The organism is Pseudomonas sp. GW456-E7, from assembly GCF_059424105.1.
In genome coordinates this window covers 37303-55555 of record NZ_JBWKZB010000013.1, presented here as the reverse complement: position 1 = coordinate 55555, position 18253 = coordinate 37303, and the positions used below count along the sequence as shown (strand labels likewise).

The following is an 18253-nucleotide window of genomic DNA, read 5'->3' as shown; positions in this document are numbered from 1 at the left end:
TAGAGCCTCCACAAAAAACGGGCAGTCCCTTGCGGTGACTGCCCGTTTTTTTTGTGCCCGGCTTTAAGGCCTGGCCTCGCTGAAGTTAGGGTCCCGCCCTGTATCAGGGTCTTGCGGCGGCTGATCGGTTTCAGTTTCGGTGACGGCTTCTGGTTCTGGCTCAGGCCCGGTACTCACCGGAGTGTGCATCTGATCCTGCACCACCTGTTCATCAACACGCGGGTCGAGGCAGGCCACCAGTGGCGAACTCGTCATATTGTCCGGCATGGCCACGTGATGCAGCGGTGCGTCGTCGACCTGATGCAGGTTGGTCACCGCTTTCGGGCGAATCCGCCACACCAGCACCAAGGCGAAGAAACTGAAGAAGGCATAAAGCATCTGGCTGCCGAACAGCTTCATCAGCACACCTGCCACCAGCGGCCCGATACTCGCACCCACACCGTAGGTCACCAGCAACATCGCCGTCAGGGACACCCGGCGATCACCTTCGACGTGGTCATTGGAGAACGCCACCGCCAACGGATACAGGCAGAACTGCACCAGCGAGCAGAGGAAGCCGGCGATGAACAATACCTCCAGCGGCACCTGCGGCATGATCGCCAGCGGCAGTGCGGCCAGTGCCAGGCTGAACGCGAAACTGCGGATCAGCACCGCCCGGTCGTAGCGGTCGGACAGCCAGCCCAACGGCCACTGCACCAGCAGCCCGGCAAAAATGCAGCTACCCATGAACAGACCGACCTGCTCCGTGGACAACCCTTGCTGCGAGGCATACAGCGGCGCCAGACCGTAGAACGAACCGACAATCAGGCCCGCCCCGAGCACCGTACTCAATGATTGCGGGACACGCTTGATAAAGAACCGTGGCTCCATCGGTGCAGGATGCAAGGGTGCAGGGTGAATCCGCCGGGTCAGGGCCACAGGCACCAGGCACAGGGCAAAACACAGGGCGACCAGCATCAGCAGCTCCAGCCCCAGCGCCGGGTGCATGACCAGAATCAGCTGCCCCAGCACCAGGCCCAGGTACGAAGCGATCATGTAACCGCTGAATACCATGCCGCGCTGATTGGCATCGGCCTGCTCATTGAGCCAGCTCTCGATCACCATGTACTGACACATCATGCCCAGACCCACGATGACCCGCAGGAACAGCCAGGCCGGCAGCCAATCGACCAGGCCATGGCCGAGCACCGCCGCACCGACGATCCCCGCACAAGCCGAGTAGGCCCGGATATGCCCGACCCGGGCAATCAAGCGGTGACCGATCTTGCCCCCCAGCACCAGGCCGAAATAGTTGGCGGCCATCAACGCACCGACCCACAGGCTGTCGACATGGTCGGCCGCCAGGCGCAAGCCCAGGTAAGTACTCAACAGGCCCGAGCCGATCAACATCATCAGCGAGGCGAAATACAGTGCTCGAAAGGATTTCCAGATTTGGCGCATCGGCGTTCCGAGCGGCTCCTTGCAGTGAGAATCGGCTATCGCTAAACGATAGCCGGATGTCGACAGATCGTCAGGCCTGGGCGGCTAAAACACGTCGTTCCCAGGGCGTAATTTCATCATGGAAACTGCTCAGCTCCAGGGTCTTCGAAGCGATGTAGCCTTCGATGAATTCCGTGCCGAACAGTTCCTTGGCCAACTGGCTACGTTTCAGACGCTCAAGTGCTGCATGCAAGGTACACGGCAATGAAAGATTGTCCGGCACTTCGAATTCACCCTGGATCGGTGCGCTCGGCTCCAATGCGTTCTCGATGCCATGCAACCCTGCCGCCAGGCTTGCGGCAATCGCCAGATACGGGTTGGCATCGGCGCCAGGCAGGCGGTTCTCGACCCGACGGGCCACCGGCAAACTGGCCGGGATACGCAGGCCGGCCGCCCGGTTGTCGTGGGACCAGCAGGCATTGTTCGGTGAGGCGTAAGGGTGGCACAAGCGCTGATAGGAGTTCACGTTCGGCGCAAACAACGCGGTGAAGTCGGCCATGCACAACTGCTGACCGGCAATGAAATGGCGGAAGGTGGCCGTCTCCTGCCCCGCCTCGTCACTGAATACGTTACGCCCCGAATCGATCTCGACCACGCTCTGGTGAATATGCATCGAACTGCCCGGCGTATGCGCCAACGGCTTGGCCATGCAGACCACACTCAGGCCGTGCTTGAGCGCCACTTCCTTGAGCAGGTGCTTGAACAGGAACGTCTGGTCGGCCAGCAGCAATGGATCGCCATGCAGCAGGTTGATCTCGAACTGGCTGACACCCATCTCGTGCATGAAGGTATCGCGGGGCAATCCCAAGGCCGCCATGCACGCGTAGACTTCATTGAAGAACGGCCGCAAGCCGTTGTTGGAACTGACGCTGAACGCCGACTGACCGTCCTCGCGACGACCGTCCTGCCCCACCGGTGGCTGGAACGGCTGAGTCGGGTCGGTGTTAGGCGCAAAAACGAAGAATTCCAGCTCGGTCGCCACCACGGGCGCCAGGCCGAGGGCCGCGTAACGGGCAATCACCGCCTTGAGCTGGCCACGGGTCGACAGGTTGGAGCTGGTGGTAGTGCCCAGTTCATCCGCGTCGCAAATGGCGAAAGCACGCGGCGGGTTGCTCCAGGGCAAGCGGTGGATTTGTGCAGGGTCCGGAATCAGCGCCAGGTCGCCATCATCGCTGCCGTAAAACCGCGCCGGCGGATACCCGCCCATGATGCATTGCAGCAGCACACCCCGCGCCAGCTGCAAACGTCGACCGTCGAGAAAACCCTCGGAGGTCATCACTTTGCCCCGTGGTACGCCATTCAAATCCGGCGTGACACATTCAACTTCATCAATGCCCGTCAATCGCTGCGCGAGTGAACTCAGGCCAACGGTCGTCATGACGCTATCCTTGTTATTGTGCGGGCCGCGAACGGCGACCGTACAAAATAGGCTCCGCGTGTTCGGAATTTCAAGCAGCCCTCATCAATAAAGACGCAAAACCCCGTAGGAGCTGCCGAAGGCTGCGATCTTTTGACTTCCAGGATCAAAAGATCGCAGCCTTCGGCAGCTCCTGCGAGAAACAATCATGGAAGGAAAAGTCTGAAGACCCCACCGCCCAACGGACCGCCATTGCTGATCTCGGTGTGCCCGCCCACGCCGTTGCGTTGATGCAGTGCGGCAATTCGTCCGGCAAAGTACAGGCCCAGGCCGGTGCTGCCGGTGCTTTGATTGATGCCCTGCGCGTAATCGGCCTGACGCTCGATCATCTGCGCCGGATACCCCTCGCCATCGTCATTGATGGTCAACACCAGTTGCCCGGCTTCGTCACTGACACTGATCAGAACGGCATGCCGTGCAAAACGAATGGCGTTGTTGATGCAGTTGGCCAATACCGACGCGATCAACTCGCGGTCGAAGAAACCCAGCGGGCTCAGCGGGTCCACTTCATAGGTGGCCATGATGCCGCGGCTGGCGAACACCTCTTGATGACACGCCAGTTGCGCTTCGATGAAGTCGTCCAGCTCATGGTAGGCCGGTTGCAACGGCATCTGGTTGACGCCGAGCTTATACAGCCCCAGCAACTGCACCAGCATGCCGTTGAGGTGGGCGAACTCGAAGTCGATCACGCCCTGCTCCGGCGTCTGCTGCGCCGATTCCGGCAATCGCGCCAGCCACTGGCTGTGGGCCTGCATCAGCATGGCCAGCGAGTTCTTCATGTCGTGCACGGTGGAGGCGATCACCGTGGAGAAGTCCAGTGCCTGTTCGTTGTCGTTCATTGGCCAAACGCCTTGCTTTTGAGCTTTTGGTAACGTGGAAAACGCGCGTCGGTGTCGGGCATCAAGCCGACCATTTTCAGACAGGTCCGGCATTCCTCCAGCTCCGCCGAAGCAATGCTGGTATCGGTGCCGTGCAACAACGACTGCGCCATGTTCAGGGCGATACTGATGTTCTTCGGTTGCATGGCCAGGGCTTTGCGAAAGACCTGCCGGGCCTCCACCAGATTGCCGGTCTTGTAGACGCGCACGCCCTGACGGTTGAGTTCAGCGGCGGCGTTGCCGGCATTGAGGATGCTCGGGTCGTCGGTCTGCTTGGCGATGTCCTTCATCACCGCCGGATCGTCGCCGTAGATTTCCACGCAGTTTTTCAGCATCGCGGTGCCGGCCTCGGACTGCCCGAGCATTTTCAGTTGCTTGGCCACCAGCAACGCAGCTTCCGCGCTCATGAACTGCTCCATGCCATCGAGGCGCAACAGGGCCTGCTCGGTGAGCTTGTCGGCCGTTTCCGCATCGTTGATCAGCAGACTGGTGGCCTTCATCAAGCGTGCACGAATTTGCAGGCCAGGGTCGCCAGGGTTGTCCTTGGCCACTGCGCTCAACGTGGTGTTGATTTCCAGCCGGGTGCGGGTATCCAGCCCCCTGTCGCTGCCCTTGCTGATCAAGGCGTGAGCCAGGCCGAGGTTACTTTCAGGATCCTTGAAACGTGACTGCGCGCCTTGGGCTACCGCCTGTCGATAGGCTTTGGAAGCGGTATCGAAGTCCTCGTTGGTCATCGCCAGCTTGCCCAGCAACGCTTGCCGGCGCACCGCCAGCGGCGACAGGCGAATCGCTTCTTCGAGAACGCGTTGCGCCCCCTTGGTGTCCCCTTCGGCGACCAGCACGTCAGCCATGCCGTCGTACAGCGACGGCATCATCGGGAACACTTTCAGGGCTTTTTCGTAGATACCTTTGGCCTGTCCGACCTGACCGCGCTTGAATAGCAACTTGCCCAGCCCGGCAAATGCCCAGGGCAACGGACGGTCGGCGATGATGCCGTCGTACAGCCGCTCCAGCGCTTCGTTCTGATTGAGGTCGCGCAAGGCATCGGCGCGATAGCGCAGGCACAACGGCGAGTAACGGATGTCTTGCTTGCACAAGGCGATGCAGGCGTTGAGCACCTCCATCGGCTTGCCTCGGTCGAGGGCCTGCAGGATCGGCTTGAGCAACGTCTTGCGCTGCTCCAGGCGCTCCAGGCGCTGGGCCAGGCTGGAACGGTTGAACGGTTTGGTCAGGTAGGCATCGGGCTCATGCTCCAACGCACTGAGCACCATGGCCTGGCTGGTTTCGGCGGTGACCATCACGAACACCGCTTCATGGCTGATCAACTTTTCTTCCATCAGGTCTTCGAGCACCTGCTGGCCGTTCTTCTTGCCGTCGCCCAGGTGAAAGTCCTGCAGGATGAAATCGTAGGCCTTCTGCGAACACATTTTCAGCGCCTGTTCGCCGGTATCGGCAGTGTCCACGTCCTTGACACCCAGTTCGCGCAGCATCGAGCGAACCGAACTGCGGAAGTCCGAGAAATCATCGACGATCAGAAAACGCTTTTGGTGATACGACAGCATCGAAGATTTCCAGGCAATTTAAGAAGGAGAACCCAAAGGCAAATACACGGACGGACTCAGCTTCGCAGCCCCTGTTTTGGCGCGCAGATGATAGCTGGTAGCCCTTAGCCATCAAACAGCTTCTCATCGCCAATCAGCACATGCACTGACCGCCAGAGGTGAAGACGCTCGTAACTGTCCGGGTTATCGGCCAGCCATGGCATTCCCTTGAGAACCTGCCCCAACGCTCACTCGGAATAGGTGACGGCGTTTCTGGAAACGAGACATCGCGCACAAAAAGTGCTGATTCATGAACACCGGCAATACATGAACACCCGCAATTGCCAGCGGCTGGCCAGGCAGATTTCGCCGATAAATTGACTGGACTGATATTAGCGCTCCTAAGTTAACGCCACTCGTCGATTAATTGACGACCATAATGTGGATCCGACCTTGGCCATTGGCCATCTATGGCAGGCCTAATACCTTGATTTTCTAGGGTTACTCTCCCTTCCCGAGAGCATCGGACTGGCCTGTCCGCACCGGATCTGGATCGAGGACTGATGGGCGGGCAGGCAGGTAGCGCTCCGGGTTGACCTAGAATCAGTTGAGAGGCGGGAGGGAGCAGATCATCATGCGCAAACCACTGATAATTATTCGTATTTATCTGCTCTCCCGGGCTTTGGCTGCCTTCTGGAAACGTTCGCGCCGCCTGCCGGTGGAGGCCATCATTGGTTTTTCAAGGAGGTCAGGAAGATCATGACTGACCCAAAAGAGCCCATTGGCGTGATGCTGATCGATTGTCGCCCCCTCGTACTCATGGGCCTTCACGACTTGATCAATGCCAGAAAGCCCCGGATGGAAGTGACAGGACAGGCCACCACCTATACCCAGGCGCTGGATCTTGCCGATCAGTTGCAGCCCGATGTCATTTTTTTCAGTTTCTTTCCGGATGCGCTGAATCCCCTGGATGTCGTCGCCGAACTCACCCGTAGCGCCGCAATGAAAGTGCTGCTGCTCAAGGGCCTGTACGAAGTCGTTCCCGCAGCCCAAGCGATAGAGGCTGGCGCTCGCGGCATCGTGTTGGCGGAAGACCCGACAGAATCGATTATCCAGGCCATCCTCAAGGTCCACCATAGCGACTGCGCAATGGATAGAGCCTGGGCCGGCGGCCTTTCCGGCTATGCCGCGAACGGGCATTTCCCCATGAAGTGCAATCTGGAGCGGGCAAAACAGGCGCGGTTGACGCTGCGCGAGAGAGAGCTGATTCGCGCCATCGTGGGTGAGCCGTCCGCCAAATATGTAAGCATCGCCGGGCGCCTGGGGATCAGCGAGCACACCGTGCACAACCACCTCAGCAACATCTATCAAAAGCTTAATCTGATCAATCGCATCGACTTGCTGATGTATGCGCTGAAACACGGGCTCACCAACGAAGCTCCGACCGAGTCCGCCTGGGTGGAACTGGATTGAGTTTCAAGTCGATAGAAGGCGGTCTGCCATTCAGGAGCCAGGCCGTCACTGTTCCCCCCTCCTTGTCGCTGGCCCGGGACAGAGTGCCCCCGCAAGATTGATGTCGTTCTCGGTAAATCCTGCCTCTCCCACTTGCACCTACCCTGCGCGCTCTTCAAGCCTTGTGCTGCTCGCCAGTCCACAGCGCATGGGCACATGGGGATCTCGCATCAGAACTGCAAAAAGAATGCGAGGGTGGTTTCCTGCGCCACCCTCGCATCCGTCACGCGCGCAAAGCCTCAGGCGCTGCCAAAAAAGATGTCGGTACTCTGAACATGGGCCCCGACCAAGGTGATGGTCGTTGTTTGTCCGCCCGTCTCGGCAACCGTCACGACGCTGTCTGCGCCGACGTTGTTGATCGATTGAACAACAGCGCTCGGGTCTCCGTTGAGCACCAGCTTGTCTTGCGTGCCTGAGCCCACATCGAAGCCGCTGACCTGGTACAGGTTCTCATTGACTGACAGATCGATGTTGAACGCATCCTGCAGACCGATTGTGCCAACCAGCGAGAAGTCGAAGGCTGCGTTGACCGGGTCGTTGGCGAACAGGTTGGCGGCAAACGTACTCGTCGCCGAGTCCCCATCCTTGTCCGTCAGCGTCGCACTGAACGCCAGCTGGACATCGCTGGCCAGACTCTCGCTCTGCTGAATGAACTGGATCACCGGGATCTTGACATCGCCCCGGCCCATCGTCAGCTGGACAGCGTCGATCAGTGTCGCGCCCTCCTTCTGGACGAGGAAGGACACCTGCCCGCCAGCCTCCGGCGTCAGGGTGTTCACCTCGACGAGGCTGGAATTCGAGCCATCGGCGTAGTAGATCCTGTAGTACAGGTCCTCGGTCGCCGTGTTGTAGCCCGCCACGGAGTTGTCGATGAAGACCTTCATGCCCGTCAGCAGGCTCTCTGGATTGATGACGAAACTTTCATCGGCAGCGCTGATTGCCGCCAGGTTATCGCCCTGGAAAACGTTGTTGGCGACGCCGATGCCGGACGTGCTGACGTTCATCGCCGCCGGGTCGATGTACGACGGCAGGGGGTTGGTCTGCAGCGTGGCTTCGGTGGGGTCGGATGCTCCGAGCCCGATGCCGGTCAGGATGTCCGCCGTCGAAGCAAGCGCCTTCGCGGAAAAGAACACGATCTCCTCGGATGTCGAAGGAATAGCCGGGTTACTGGTCTGCGGAATCAACAACGTGCGTACCGAATCCGGGCCACCGGCAGCGAGCGAGCCGTCGGCACTGCTGAGCACGATCGTCGAACTGAAGCCCTGCACCAGATCCAGTGCATAGCGACCATCGGCATAGGCGGTCAACGTGTAGTCGACGGTGGTATTCGTCGTTGCACTGTTGTTGTCGAAATCACCGGTCAAGGTTCCCGCGAACTGGTACGCGCCATTGACATCCGGTGACTGCGCCAGCTCGGTGAGCGTGCCGGTCCCGGTCGTGGTCGTGTTGTCTGGCCTGACGAGGGTGAACAGGTTGTTGACCAGCGAGATATCCAGACCGGCCGCACCCAGCCCGTCGGCTCCGGTCGCCATATTCCAGAACCCGGATTGCGCCAGGACACTACCGGTCCCGATCAGGTTGCCGAAACTGAGTGCCGGCCCGTCGTCCTTGAACACCAGGTTCTGCCCGATGTTCAGCGTCGCCTGGGCGCTGTCGCCGTCCCCGTCGGTCTTGATCGCCGTCAGCGTCACCAGGTTGTCCGCGGTCAACGTCCTCGAATCATCCGGATTGTTTGGATCGGAATGCACCACGGCGCGGAGTTGGTCAAGCGTGACGCTGCCATTGGCGGCGACACTGACGGTGAATACCAGCAGGTTGCTGAGGGCCGTACGCCCTTCGACCACGGCGCCATTGAGCGACAGGTTCACCGCCTGGCCCGAGGCCGTGTCCGTCAGCCCGGAGGCCCCGGCCACCACGCCCAGCGCATAGCTCAGCGTGCCCGCCCCATCGGCGCCAAATGCCGAGTTGAAGTTGGCGGCGAAGCTCTGGGTGTCGTTGGTCGCCAGCAGTGTCTCGTCCACCGTCAGCGTTGGCTCCGTGCCGGTGGTGCTGATGCTCGGCCCGTCATCCTTGAACACCAGGTTCTGCCCGATGTTCAGGGTCGCCTGGGCGCTGTCGCCCTCCTTGTCGGTAATGGTCGCCGTCAGCGTCACCAGGTTGTCCGAGGTCAGCGTCTTCGAATCATCAGGATTGGTTGTGTTGGGATGGACCACGGCGCGGAGCTGGTCAAGGGTGACGCTGCCATCGGCGGCGACGCTGACCGTAAACACCAGCAGGTTGCTGAGGGCTGTACGCCCTTCGACCACGGTGCCATTGAGCGACAGGTTCACCGCCTGGCCCGAGGCTGTGTCCGTCAGCCCGGAGGCTCCCGCCACCATGCCCAGCGCATAAGTCAGCGTCCCGGCACCATCAGCGCCAAACGCCGAGTTGAAGTTGGCGGCGAAGCTCTGGGTATCGTTGTTCGCCAGCAGCGTTTCGTCCACCGTCAGCGTCGGCTCCGTGCCAGTGGTGCTGATGCTCGGCCCGTCGTCCTTGAACACCAGGTTCTGCCCGATGTTGAGGGTCGCCTGGGCACTGTCGCCGTCCCCGTCGGTCTTGGTCGCGGTCAGCGTCACCAGGTTGTCCGCGGTCAGGCTCGTCGAATCATCCGGATTGGTTGGGTCGGGATGGACCACGGCGCGAAGCTGGTCGAGCGTGACGCTGCCATCGGCGGCGACACTGACCGTGAATACCAGCAGATTGCCGAGGACCGTACGCCCTTCGACCACGGCGCCATTGAGCGACAGGTTCACCGCCTGGCCGGAGGCCGTATCCGTCAGCCCAGAAGCCCCGGCCACCACGCCCAGCGCATAGGTCAGGGTGCCTGCCCCATCCGCGCCAAACGCCGAGTTGAAATTGGCGGCGAAGCTCTGGGTATCGTTGCTCGCCAGCAGTGTTTCGTCCACCGTCAGCGTCGGTTCCGTGCCGGTGGTGGTGATGCTCGGCCCGTCGTCCTTGAACACCAGGTTCTGCCCGATGTTCAGCGTCGCCTGGGCGCTGTCGCCGTCCCCGTCGGTCTTGGTCGCGGTCAGCGTCACCAGGTTGTCCGCGGTCAGGCTCGTCGAATCATCGGGATTGGTTGGGTCGGAATGCACCACGGCGCGGAGCTGGTCGAGCGTGACGCTGCCATCGGCGGCCACGCTGACGGTGAACACCAGCAGGTTGCTGAGGGCCGTACGCCCTTCGACCACGGTGCCATTGAGCGACAGGTTCACCGCCTGGCCCGAGGCCGTGTCCGTCAGCCCCGCAGCTCCCGCTACCACGTCCAGCGCATAAGTCAGCGTCCCGGCACCATCCGCGCCAAACGCCGAGTCGAAGTTGGCGGCAAAACTCTGGGTATCGTTGGTCGCCAGCAGCGTTTCGTCCACCGTCAGCGTCGGCTCCGTGCCGGTGGTGCTGATGCTTGGCCCGTCGTCCTTGAACACCAGGTTCTGCCCGATGTTCAGGGTCGCCTGGGCGCTATCGCCATCTCCGTCAGTCTTGGTCGCCGTCAGCGTTACCAGGTTGTCCGAGGTCAACGTCTTCGAATCATCGGGATTGGTTGGGTCGGGGTGCACCACGGCGCGGAGCTGGTCGAGCGTGACGCTGCCATCGGCGGCGACACTGACCGTGAATACCAGCAGGTTGCTGAGGGCGGTACGCCCTTCGACCACGGCTCCATTGAGCGACAGGTTCACCGCCTGGCCCGAGGCTGTGTCCGTCAACCCGGAGGCTCCGGCCACCATGCCCAGCGCATAAGTCAGCGTCCCGGCACCATCAGCGCCAAACGCCGAGTTGAAGTTGGCGGCGAAGCTCTGGGTATCGTTGTTCGCCAGTAGCGTTTCGTCCACCGTCAGCGTCGGCTCCGTGCCGATGGTGCTGATGCTCGGCCCGTCGTCCTTGAACACCAGGTTCTGCCCGATGTTCAGGGTAGCCTGGGCGCTGTCGCCGTCCCTGTCGGTCTTGGTCGCGGTCAGCGTCACCAGGTTGTCCGAGGCCAGGCTCGTCGAATCATCGGGATTGGTTATGTTGGAATGCACCACGGCGCGGAGCTGGTCGAGCGTGACGCCGCCATCGGCGGCCACACTGACGGTGAACACCAGCAGGTTGCTGAGGGCTGTACGCCCTTCCACCACTGCACCATTGAGCGACAGGTTGACCGCCTGGCCCGAGGCCGTGTCCGTCAACCCGGAGGCTCCGGCCACCATGCCCAGCGCATAGGTCAGGGTGCCTGCCCCATCGGCGCCAAACGCCGAGTTGAAGTTGGCGGCAAAGCTCTGGGTGGCGTCGGTCGCCAGTAGTGTTTCGTCCACCGTCAGCGTCGGCTCTGTGCCAGTGGTGGTGATGCTCGGCCCGTCGTCCTTGAACACCAGGTTCTGCCCGATGTTCAGGGTCGCCTGGGCACTGTCGCCGTCCCCATCAGTCTTGGTCGCGGTCAGCGTCACCAGGTTGTCCGAGGCCAGGCTCGTCGAATCATCCGGATTGGTTGTGTTGGAATGCACCACGGCGCGGAGCTGGTCGAGCGTGACGCTGCCATTGGCGGCCACACTGACGGTGAACACCAGCAGGTTGCCCGTGGCGGTGCGGCCTTCCACTACGGTGCCGTTGAGTGACAGGTTGACCGCCTCGCCCGAGGCCGTGTCCGTCAGCCCGGAAGCCCCGGCCACCATGCCCAGCGCATAGGTCAGCGTCCCGGCACCATCGGCGCCAAACGCCAAGTTGAAGTTGGCGGCGAAGCTCTGGGTATCGTTGGTCGCCAGCACCGTCTCGTCCACCGTCAGCGTTGGTTCCGTACCAGTGGTGCTAATGCTCGGTCCATCGTCGTCGAAGATGATCTTGGAACCGATCTCGGCTTTCGAAATAGAGGCCTGGACCAGCGTGAAACCACCGATATCAAAATCGGCGTGCTCATTGCCCTTGGCATTGACGGCCGCACCGTTCTCGACGAGCACGCGGTTGTGGTCCGACGTCGTGGTGTATTCAATCTGGTAGCCGGCTTTAACGCCGGTGATGGTTGCAACCCCTGTTGCAAAGCTGATGGTGATGGCCGGATCATTCACCGAGCCGTTTGAGTTCTCGATCACCTGCCCGGTACTGTTGAAGACGCGAACATTGGTGATGGCCACCGACGCATCATTCCCGTACCCATTGATGAAATTCGTGCCGGGTTCAGCCGCGGTGCTGAATGCGCTGACCCTTACCACGGCACTCTTGCCGCTTTGCAACTGCACAACGTCGAAACTGGCCGACTTCGCATTGAAGACGCCGGTAAAGTCGACGTTGGATTCAACATCGGCTTCGTTCTGGTCCAGGTTGGGAATGGTCACATTCTGCCTGGCACCCGTGACGAACGAAAAGCGGATGCCCTCTTGCTCCACAATCATCTGATTGTTGGTACCGAATGTGGTCGGCCCCCCCGCCTGGCTGGTATTGATCGTGTCGCCAGTCGTTATATTGACGCCGCTTGACTGGTCTGCGGGGTCTTTGCCGGTGGCGATGATGGTGGGATCCGTGATCCGCAACACACCTGCGACATCGACAACGTTCGGGTTCACCTTCGTGAACATCAGGAAGAGGTTCTGACCGGACGGCGCATTGGCCAGGCTGAATTCCAGGTCCTGGCTGGCCCCGATGAAAACCTTATCCGCCAGATTGAGCGAATCATCGGCATTCGTCATGTCAGGATGTTTGAGCGGTTGGTACTCCACGGTCCAGATCTTGCCGCCCGTGACCGGCGATCCGGTTTCTTCTATATAGGCGGCGAACACGATCGCGCCGGTTGCACTCCCGGCTCGGCCCAAGACGATGTTGTTGTTCGTATCCGTATAGAGAAGGATGCTGGTGCCATCGAGGGTATCCAGTCCGCTGTCCACGCCATTGAGTGGTGCGCCGGAGCTGCCGACGAAGCTGATATCGGTAATGCTTGCGCCGGGGTCAGCGGTGATGGTGAATGCATTGCTGCCCGTGTTGCCCGCGGCACCGGTATAGCCACTCAAGGCCGCGCCCGTGGCAGTACCTGCCCCCAGTGCGGCTAAACGGGTAGTGAAGGTCGAAGGCAGGGACGCCACCAGAATGTCGTTGTCGTCAACGTCCCCCGCCGGGGTTGGCGTGGCAGTGGCGTTCTGTAACCCGGCCGTTTCGTCCAGAGTCACGTCCTCGCCAGTCGCCACGACGCCCAAAACGCTGTCCGTAAACGACGTTGTCGCCACGGCGTCGTCACCGCTGCCGACGACGCCATCGACGCCCGCAGAGGCCGCAGTGAGCAGAAACGTTGCGCCCGCCGAGTCGTCGGGATTCACGTACCAGGACGTGGTAACGCTGCCGTTGACCTGGCCGTCGAGATCGCCGGCACCGCCGTCGGTCACGGACCAGGGCTCGTGACCCGCGCCGGTGTTGGTATCGAGCACATCGTCGGACGTGCCCCACACGCCATCCGCGCCAGCACCGACGACGTGGTCCACTTCGAGCGTCACTGTGCTGCCAGCGGCGAAACCGCTGGCCGTGATGATGGCAGTGCTGCCCGGTGCGTAGTCTTTAAGGTTGGTGGTGACGGTCGGAATGTAGGTAAAAGTCCAGTCGTGGCTGACGGGTGAAGGATGCTCACCGGCGTTACTGGCCAGGTCATTCGTTAGCGATGAGGTTCTCTTGCGCATAGCCATGACTTTCTCCTGAGCGGGGGTCCAGTCATCGGAGGTCGACCTTGGACCATTTTCTGATCTATAGGTCCAACTATGAACAAGCACTGCAGGCCGCACATCGGCGGAAACTCCCAGACGGGATGGGAGATTCAGACTACGTGGGAGAGGAGGACGGAGAGTCGCGAAGACAGGGTTGATAGCTTCGATAAATCCAGGGCACCTGAATCTGTCGGGTTTTATCTACAAGTCGTGAAAAGGAAGCGTTGAAACAGGCGGGGAGTTGAAGAATATGGTGTCCCAGGGCAGGTTCGAACTGCCAACCTTCCCCTTAGGAGGGGGATGCTCTATCCAATTGAGCTACTGAGACACAAGTCGGCCGCGAAGAAACGCGGTGCGATGGACGGCGTGCATGTTAACGGCCGGGCTGGCTTTTGTCATGTCGTCCGTAGGCTTTTTAAGTGTAGGCAGACGCCTCGGCCGAGCGCGGACTTGTTGACCGTGCAAATTGCATCAATGCAAAAAGCCATCATTGCAAAATGCAATATGGAGCTTTACCAAAAATAACTTAATTCATTGTTTTTAAAGAATTTAATTGTCGATAAACTCTGGCATGCGAGCTGCTTCTACTGTTCTCACAGAACAACCGAGGTCCGCGCCATGAAATGCGCCCTTTTACTCTCGAATGCAATCGCACTGGCAGTTTTACTGGGATTTCATTTTTTTCCCGAGAGCAGCGCGACGCAGGTTGCCCAACGCATCCCGCATTACCTTCAGTTGCAGAAGGCTCCGCAGCTGGCAGCGATAAGCGACCAGCACGGTTTTGTCAGCCAGGAAAACATCCCGGTGCCGAACCCGCCTGCCGAACGTTTGGTATTTTGAATCCCCCATCAGGAGCACCGCATGTCCAGATCAGCCGCGAGTTTCTTCATCCTCGCCTTGTTGAGCGGCATTTTTCATCTGTCATTGACCCAGGACATGGTCGTCACCCTCCCCCTGATCGCCTGTGGTGTATTCACCGCTCTGTTCGTGCTCGCATTGATTGTCGGACGCAAGATCAAGTTTGATCCGGTACTGCGTTGACCCTGGCTTGGCAGATTCAGTGCCTGCCATCCATCCTGAATTCAGCCCCTCAATACGACCTCCCCTAGTAAATCGGCCATTTGCCACTATTCTGTAAGGGTAAGGAACAGGGATCGAGTCCGCTTTTTTCCTCCCGCCAGAGACCTTTCGTCGGTCGGAGAAAGCACCAAGCGAAACGACCCGGTCAAACTTTTCAAACCAGTGCGCATTTCTGATAATTGGTGCTGGCAGAACGCCTTTATCCAGTTCAATATTTGTCACAGAATTGACGCCAAGGATCTGGCTGGTTTGAGGCATGATGCGCGCCTCTATCAATTCAGGTTGAACATTTGGTCAGAGAGCTTGTCCTACCAGACATCCTGCGGCCAATCCCGAAAACCGCTCCCCTGAACTAACCGGTTAAATATATGCGCCCATTGAAACAGGCAATTTATTCCAGCCGTACGGCTGACAAGTTCGTCGTACGTCTGCCAGACGGAATGCGTGAACGCATTGCCGAGGTGGCTCGCAATCATCATCGCAGCATGAACTCCGAAATCATTGCGCGCCTTGAGCAGAGTCTTATTCAGGAAGGCGCACTGGGAGAAGAGTTGAGCATGCGCCTGGACAGCCCGGAGCTTTCCTTGCACGAACGGGAGCTGCTGCAACGCTTCCGCCAACTCTCCCATCGACAGCAGAACGCCCTGGTTTCGCTGATCGCGCATGATGCTGAAATGGCCGCCGACGCGTCCTGATTCAGCCAGAAAGCTCAAGCCAGCCTGATCGCTGGCTTTTTTTTGGTTTTTTCACAGGCTTGAGCGTGGGCACGACCCCCTTCTGGTGATGATCGTTAAACGCGGCGCACTTGAGTCCATCGCCAGCAGGCTGGCTCCTACAATTTCAGCGTGGGCATGGCCCCCTGTGGGAGCTGGCTTGTCGGGTCGCCGCATCGCAGCGATGGTCGTTAACGATGACGCGGGTGAAATGGATAAACACGGCGCCCTTGAGTCCATCGCCAGCAGGCTGGCTCTTACAGTTTCACCCGGGCACAAAAAACCCGCCAGAAGGCGGGTTTTCAGTGAGCAGGACGTCAAAGCAGGAAAATTGTCGCCAACCCGAGGAAGATGAAAAAGCCTCCGCTGTCGGTCATGGCCGTAATCATCACACTGGCTCCCATCGCAGGATCACGGCCCATCTTCGCCAGGGTCATCGGAATCAAGACCCCCATCAATGCTGCCAGCAACAGGTTGAGCGTCATCGCGGCGGTCATCACCACGCCGAGCGACCAGCTGCCATACAGCAGATAGGCGACCACACCGATCACACCGCCCCATATCACACCGTTGATCAAGGCGACTGCCAACTCCTTGCGCATCAGGCGCGAGGTATTGCCGGTGCTCACCTGGTCCAGCGCCATGGCCCGAACAATCATGGTGATGGTCTGGTTGCCCGAGTTACCACCGATCCCCGCCACAATCGGCATCAACGCCGCCAGCGCCACGAGCTTCTCGATCGAACCCTCGAACAAACCGATGACCCGGGAAGCCACGAACGCGGTAATCAGGTTGATCGCCAGCCAAGCCCAGCGGTTACGCAGGGATTTCCAGACCGACGCAAAAATGTCTTCTTCTTCACGCAGACCCGCCATGTTGAGAACTTCGCTTTCGCTCTCTTCACGGATCAGGTCAACCATTTCATCGATGGTCAGACGGCCGATCAGCTTGCCGTTCTTGTCGACCACGGGCGCGGAGATCAAGTCGTAACGCTCGAACGCCTGGGCGGCATCATAGGCGTCTTCGTCCGGGTGAAAGCTCACCGGATCGCTGGCCATCACCTCGGAAACCTGTTTGTCCGGATCGTTGACCAACAAACGCTTGATCGGCAACACACCCTTGAGGACGCCGTCGTAATCAACCACGAACAGCTTGTCGGTGTGGCCCGGCAGCTCTTTCAGACGACGCAGATAACGCAGGACCACTTCAAGACTGACATCCTCGCGGATGGTCACCATCTCGAAGTCCATCAGCGCACCGACCTGCTCCTCGTCGTAGGACAGGGCCGAACGCACACGTTCGCGTTGTTGCTGGTCGAGGGTCTCCATGAGCTCATGGACGACGTCTCGCGGCAGCTCGGAGGCCAGGTCAGCGAGTTCGTCGGCATCCATGTCCTTGGCGGCTGCCAGGAGCTCGTGATCATCCATGTCGGCGATCAGCGATTCACGGACCGAATCGGATACTTCAAGGAGGATGTCGCCGTCGCGATCGGCCTTGACCAATTGCCAGAGCGTCAGACGATCGTCCAGCGGCAAGGCTTCAAGGATGTAGGCGACGTCGGCGGAGTGCAGGTCATCGAGCTTGCGTTGCAACTCGACGAGGTTCTGCCGGTGGACCAGGTTCTCGACCCGGTCATGATGCGGGCCTTCCTGGCGGTGAGTCAGGTCTTCTACCACTCGCTGGCGCTGCAGCAACTCAACCACCTGAGCCAGGCGATCCTGCAAGCTTTCCTGCGTTTTCTTTACTTCAACTTCGGACATAGGCGAACTCCACTCCCAGCAGCGGGGCACGCCGGAAGGATCAATCAGTCAATTCATGATTGGTAAAACGGGGTACTGAGTAACTACTGGGTAAGTCCATGGAGGTATTCCACAAGCCCCGGCGGGGCTGACGGGCGCAATGATACACCGCCTGACGGTTTTAAACGTTAAAAAATCTTGGCTGAAACAAGCGCTTGCATAACAAACCTGAGCATCGTCCTGATCCGTGAAAGTGCGACGACGTATTCTGAAAAGAAAACACACGCCGCTTCGAAAATTGTAGCCGCTACCCTTGAAAAGGAACGTCATGGAGGACGCCTGATGCCATCATCTTCACAATTCTTCTTACTGCTCAGCCTGCTCAGCCCCCTGCCCCTGGCACTCGCCACCAGCGTTCAACGCTGCGAGGCGGCCAATGGGCGCATCACCTTCACCACACTGAGTTGTGCCGCAGGAGAAAGCGTTTCACTACAGGATGTCCGCGCGTTTACACCCGGCAGCACGATGGCGCTTATGCCGCCAGCCGAACCTCGTGAAACATCAGGAATGAAAATCCAAAGGAAAGAGCCGACCGTGGTCGGTCAGGCGCAGGACAAGTGCGGAAACCTGATCACTGCCAGGCAGCGCCGGGAGGCGATCATGCATCAGCGAGTGATCGCCGGCATGACCCAACAAGACGTCGAAAGCGCCCTCGGCAAGCCGGACAGGATCAATATTCGCAATTCAGCCACGAGCTACCGCTACGACACCCTGCGAGGTCGTAGTGCAAACGTAGAGTTCGATGAGAAGGGATGCACGAAAGGAAAAGCCAAATCCCGGACGGCAAAAAGCCCGCATTAAATGCGGGCTTTCTGTTGTATGGTGCACTCGACAGGATTCGAACCTGTGACCGCTCGGTTCGTAGCCGAGTACTCTATCCAGCTGAGCTACGAGTGCATTTGTTGCCGCGCATTATAGGCCGTCTAATCTCTATGTCAAACACTTTTTCTAGTAATTTCAACAACTTACCGAAAAAGCCAGATTACAACGTACTAAGCAAATAATGGCGGAGAACGGGGGATTCGAACCCCCGACACCCTTTTGAGGTGTACTCCCTTAGCAGGGGAGCGCCTTCGGCCACTCGGCCAGCTCTCCGCAACACGGGGCGTATATTAACCAGCTTCTTCCCCGTTTGCAAA

12 protein-coding genes and 3 tRNA genes are annotated in these 18253 nt (G+C 59.5%); 6 read left to right on the top strand and 9 right to left on the bottom strand.

The annotated features are described in order from the left end of the window. Positions 1 to 63: 63 nt before the first annotated feature. From AC07YV_RS11135 to AC07YV_RS11120, 4 genes are all read right to left on the bottom strand, one after another. Positions 64 to 1440, bottom strand: coding sequence for an MFS transporter (locus AC07YV_RS11135; protein WP_102699813.1), 1377 nt, complete (start codon positions 1438 to 1440; stop codon positions 64 to 66). Between the two features lie 70 nt (positions 1441 to 1510). After that, positions 1511 to 2755, bottom strand: coding sequence for a glutamine synthetase family protein (locus tag AC07YV_RS11130; RefSeq protein WP_173900809.1), 1245 nt, complete (start codon positions 2753 to 2755; stop codon positions 1511 to 1513). 287 nt (positions 2756 to 3042) lie between these two features. Further along, positions 3043 to 3735, bottom strand: a complete 693-nt coding sequence (locus AC07YV_RS11125) for a sensor histidine kinase (RefSeq protein ID WP_102699815.1) — start codon at positions 3733 to 3735, stop codon at positions 3043 to 3045. Next, complete coding sequence (locus AC07YV_RS11120) at positions 3732 to 5336, bottom strand: tetratricopeptide repeat-containing response regulator (protein WP_102699816.1); 1605 nt, start codon at positions 5334 to 5336, stop codon at positions 3732 to 3734. Before AC07YV_RS11120 ends, AC07YV_RS11125 begins: the two co-directional genes overlap by 4 nt. Before the next feature lie 613 nt (positions 5337 to 5949). Between AC07YV_RS11120 and AC07YV_RS11115 the strand changes: the two genes are divergently transcribed. Together AC07YV_RS11115 and AC07YV_RS11110 are read left to right on the top strand one after the other, a co-directional pair. Further along, positions 5950 to 6078 (top strand): hypothetical protein, encoded by a 129-nt coding sequence (locus AC07YV_RS11115; RefSeq protein ID WP_256356710.1) that lies wholly within the window; start codon positions 5950 to 5952, stop codon positions 6076 to 6078. After that, entirely contained in the window at positions 6075 to 6788 is a 714-nt protein-coding gene (locus AC07YV_RS11110) for a response regulator transcription factor (protein WP_102699817.1), read from the top strand. The genes AC07YV_RS11115 and AC07YV_RS11110 overlap by 4 nt, the downstream gene beginning before the upstream one ends. Before the next feature lie 278 nt (positions 6789 to 7066). Here the strand turns inward: AC07YV_RS11110 and AC07YV_RS11105 are convergent, their stop codons facing one another. Beyond that, positions 7067 to 13504 carry a DUF5801 repeats-in-toxin domain-containing protein gene (locus AC07YV_RS11105; protein WP_494990285.1) on the bottom strand — a complete coding sequence of 2146 codons (6438 nt, stop codon included), beginning with the start codon at positions 13502 to 13504 and terminating at the stop codon, positions 7067 to 7069. A 269-nt stretch (positions 13505 to 13773) separates the two neighbouring features. Beyond that, positions 13774 to 13850: transfer RNA gene (locus AC07YV_RS11100), tRNA-Arg, on the bottom strand. Between the two features lie 290 nt (positions 13851 to 14140). On the opposite strand from AC07YV_RS11100, the gene AC07YV_RS11095 reads away from it, so the two are divergent. The 3 genes from AC07YV_RS11095 to AC07YV_RS11085 all read left to right on the top strand — a co-directional run bounded on the left by AC07YV_RS11095 (position 14141) and on the right by AC07YV_RS11085 (position 15297). Beyond that, complete coding sequence (locus AC07YV_RS11095; RefSeq protein ID WP_102699819.1) at positions 14141 to 14362, top strand: hypothetical protein; 222 nt, start codon at positions 14141 to 14143, stop codon at positions 14360 to 14362. 21 nt (positions 14363 to 14383) lie between these two features. Beyond that, positions 14384 to 14563, top strand: coding sequence for a PA3371 family protein (locus tag AC07YV_RS11090; protein WP_102699820.1), 180 nt, complete (start codon positions 14384 to 14386; stop codon positions 14561 to 14563). 407 nt (positions 14564 to 14970) lie between these two features. Continuing rightward, a complete protein-coding gene (locus tag AC07YV_RS11085) occupies positions 14971 to 15297 on the top strand; it encodes an Arc family DNA-binding protein (RefSeq protein ID WP_003178899.1) in 327 nt (108 codons plus the stop codon). 335 nt (positions 15298 to 15632) lie between these two features. Here AC07YV_RS11085 and mgtE read toward each other — a convergent pair whose 3' ends face one another. Next, entirely contained in the window at positions 15633 to 17075 is a 1443-nt protein-coding gene (gene mgtE / locus AC07YV_RS11080) for a magnesium transporter (protein ID WP_007971042.1), read from the bottom strand. Positions 17076 to 17396: 321 nt separating this feature from the next. On the opposite strand from mgtE, the gene AC07YV_RS11075 reads away from it, so the two are divergent. Further along, positions 17397 to 17915 (top strand): cell envelope protein SmpA, encoded by a 519-nt coding sequence (locus tag AC07YV_RS11075; RefSeq protein WP_102699822.1) that lies wholly within the window; start codon positions 17397 to 17399, stop codon positions 17913 to 17915. Positions 17916 to 17934: 19 nt separating this feature from the next. On the opposite strand, the gene AC07YV_RS11070 is transcribed toward AC07YV_RS11075, so the two are convergent. Together AC07YV_RS11070 and AC07YV_RS11065 are read right to left on the bottom strand one after the other, a co-directional pair. Beyond that, positions 17935 to 18011 (bottom strand) — tRNA-Arg (locus AC07YV_RS11070). A 107-nt stretch (positions 18012 to 18118) separates the two neighbouring features. Beyond that, positions 18119 to 18209: transfer RNA gene (locus AC07YV_RS11065), tRNA-Ser, on the bottom strand. Positions 18210 to 18253 lie beyond the last annotated feature (44 nt).

What these genes read in the sequence shown, in the direction of transcription:
- AC07YV_RS11135 (WP_102699813.1), bottom strand. Translation starts at nt 1,440, where the DNA reads ATGCGCCAAATCTGGAAATCCTTTCGAGCACTGTATTTCGCCTCGCTG.
- AC07YV_RS11130 (WP_173900809.1), bottom strand. Translation starts at nt 2,755, where the DNA reads ATGACCTCCGAGGGTTTTCTCGACGGTCGACGTTTGCAGCTGGCGCGG.
- AC07YV_RS11125 (WP_102699815.1), bottom strand. Translation starts at nt 3,735, where the DNA reads ATGAACGACAACGAACAGGCACTGGACTTCTCCACGGTGATCGCCTCC.
- AC07YV_RS11120 (WP_102699816.1), bottom strand. Translation starts at nt 5,336, where the DNA reads ATGCTGTCGTATCACCAAAAGCGTTTTCTGATCGTCGATGATTTCTCG.
- AC07YV_RS11115 (WP_256356710.1), top strand. Translation starts at nt 5,950, where the DNA reads ATGCGCAAACCACTGATAATTATTCGTATTTATCTGCTCTCCCGGGCT.
- AC07YV_RS11110 (WP_102699817.1), top strand. Translation starts at nt 6,075, where the DNA reads ATGACTGACCCAAAAGAGCCCATTGGCGTGATGCTGATCGATTGTCGC.
- AC07YV_RS11105 (WP_494990285.1), bottom strand. Translation starts at nt 13,504, where the DNA reads ATGGCTATGCGCAAGAGAACCTCATCGCTAACGAATGACCTGGCCAGT.
- AC07YV_RS11095 (WP_102699819.1), top strand. Translation starts at nt 14,141, where the DNA reads ATGAAATGCGCCCTTTTACTCTCGAATGCAATCGCACTGGCAGTTTTA.
- AC07YV_RS11090 (WP_102699820.1), top strand. Translation starts at nt 14,384, where the DNA reads ATGTCCAGATCAGCCGCGAGTTTCTTCATCCTCGCCTTGTTGAGCGGC.
- AC07YV_RS11085 (WP_003178899.1), top strand. Translation starts at nt 14,971, where the DNA reads ATGCGCCCATTGAAACAGGCAATTTATTCCAGCCGTACGGCTGACAAG.
- mgtE (WP_007971042.1), bottom strand. Translation starts at nt 17,075, where the DNA reads ATGTCCGAAGTTGAAGTAAAGAAAACGCAGGAAAGCTTGCAGGATCGC.
- AC07YV_RS11075 (WP_102699822.1), top strand. Translation starts at nt 17,397, where the DNA reads ATGCCATCATCTTCACAATTCTTCTTACTGCTCAGCCTGCTCAGCCCC.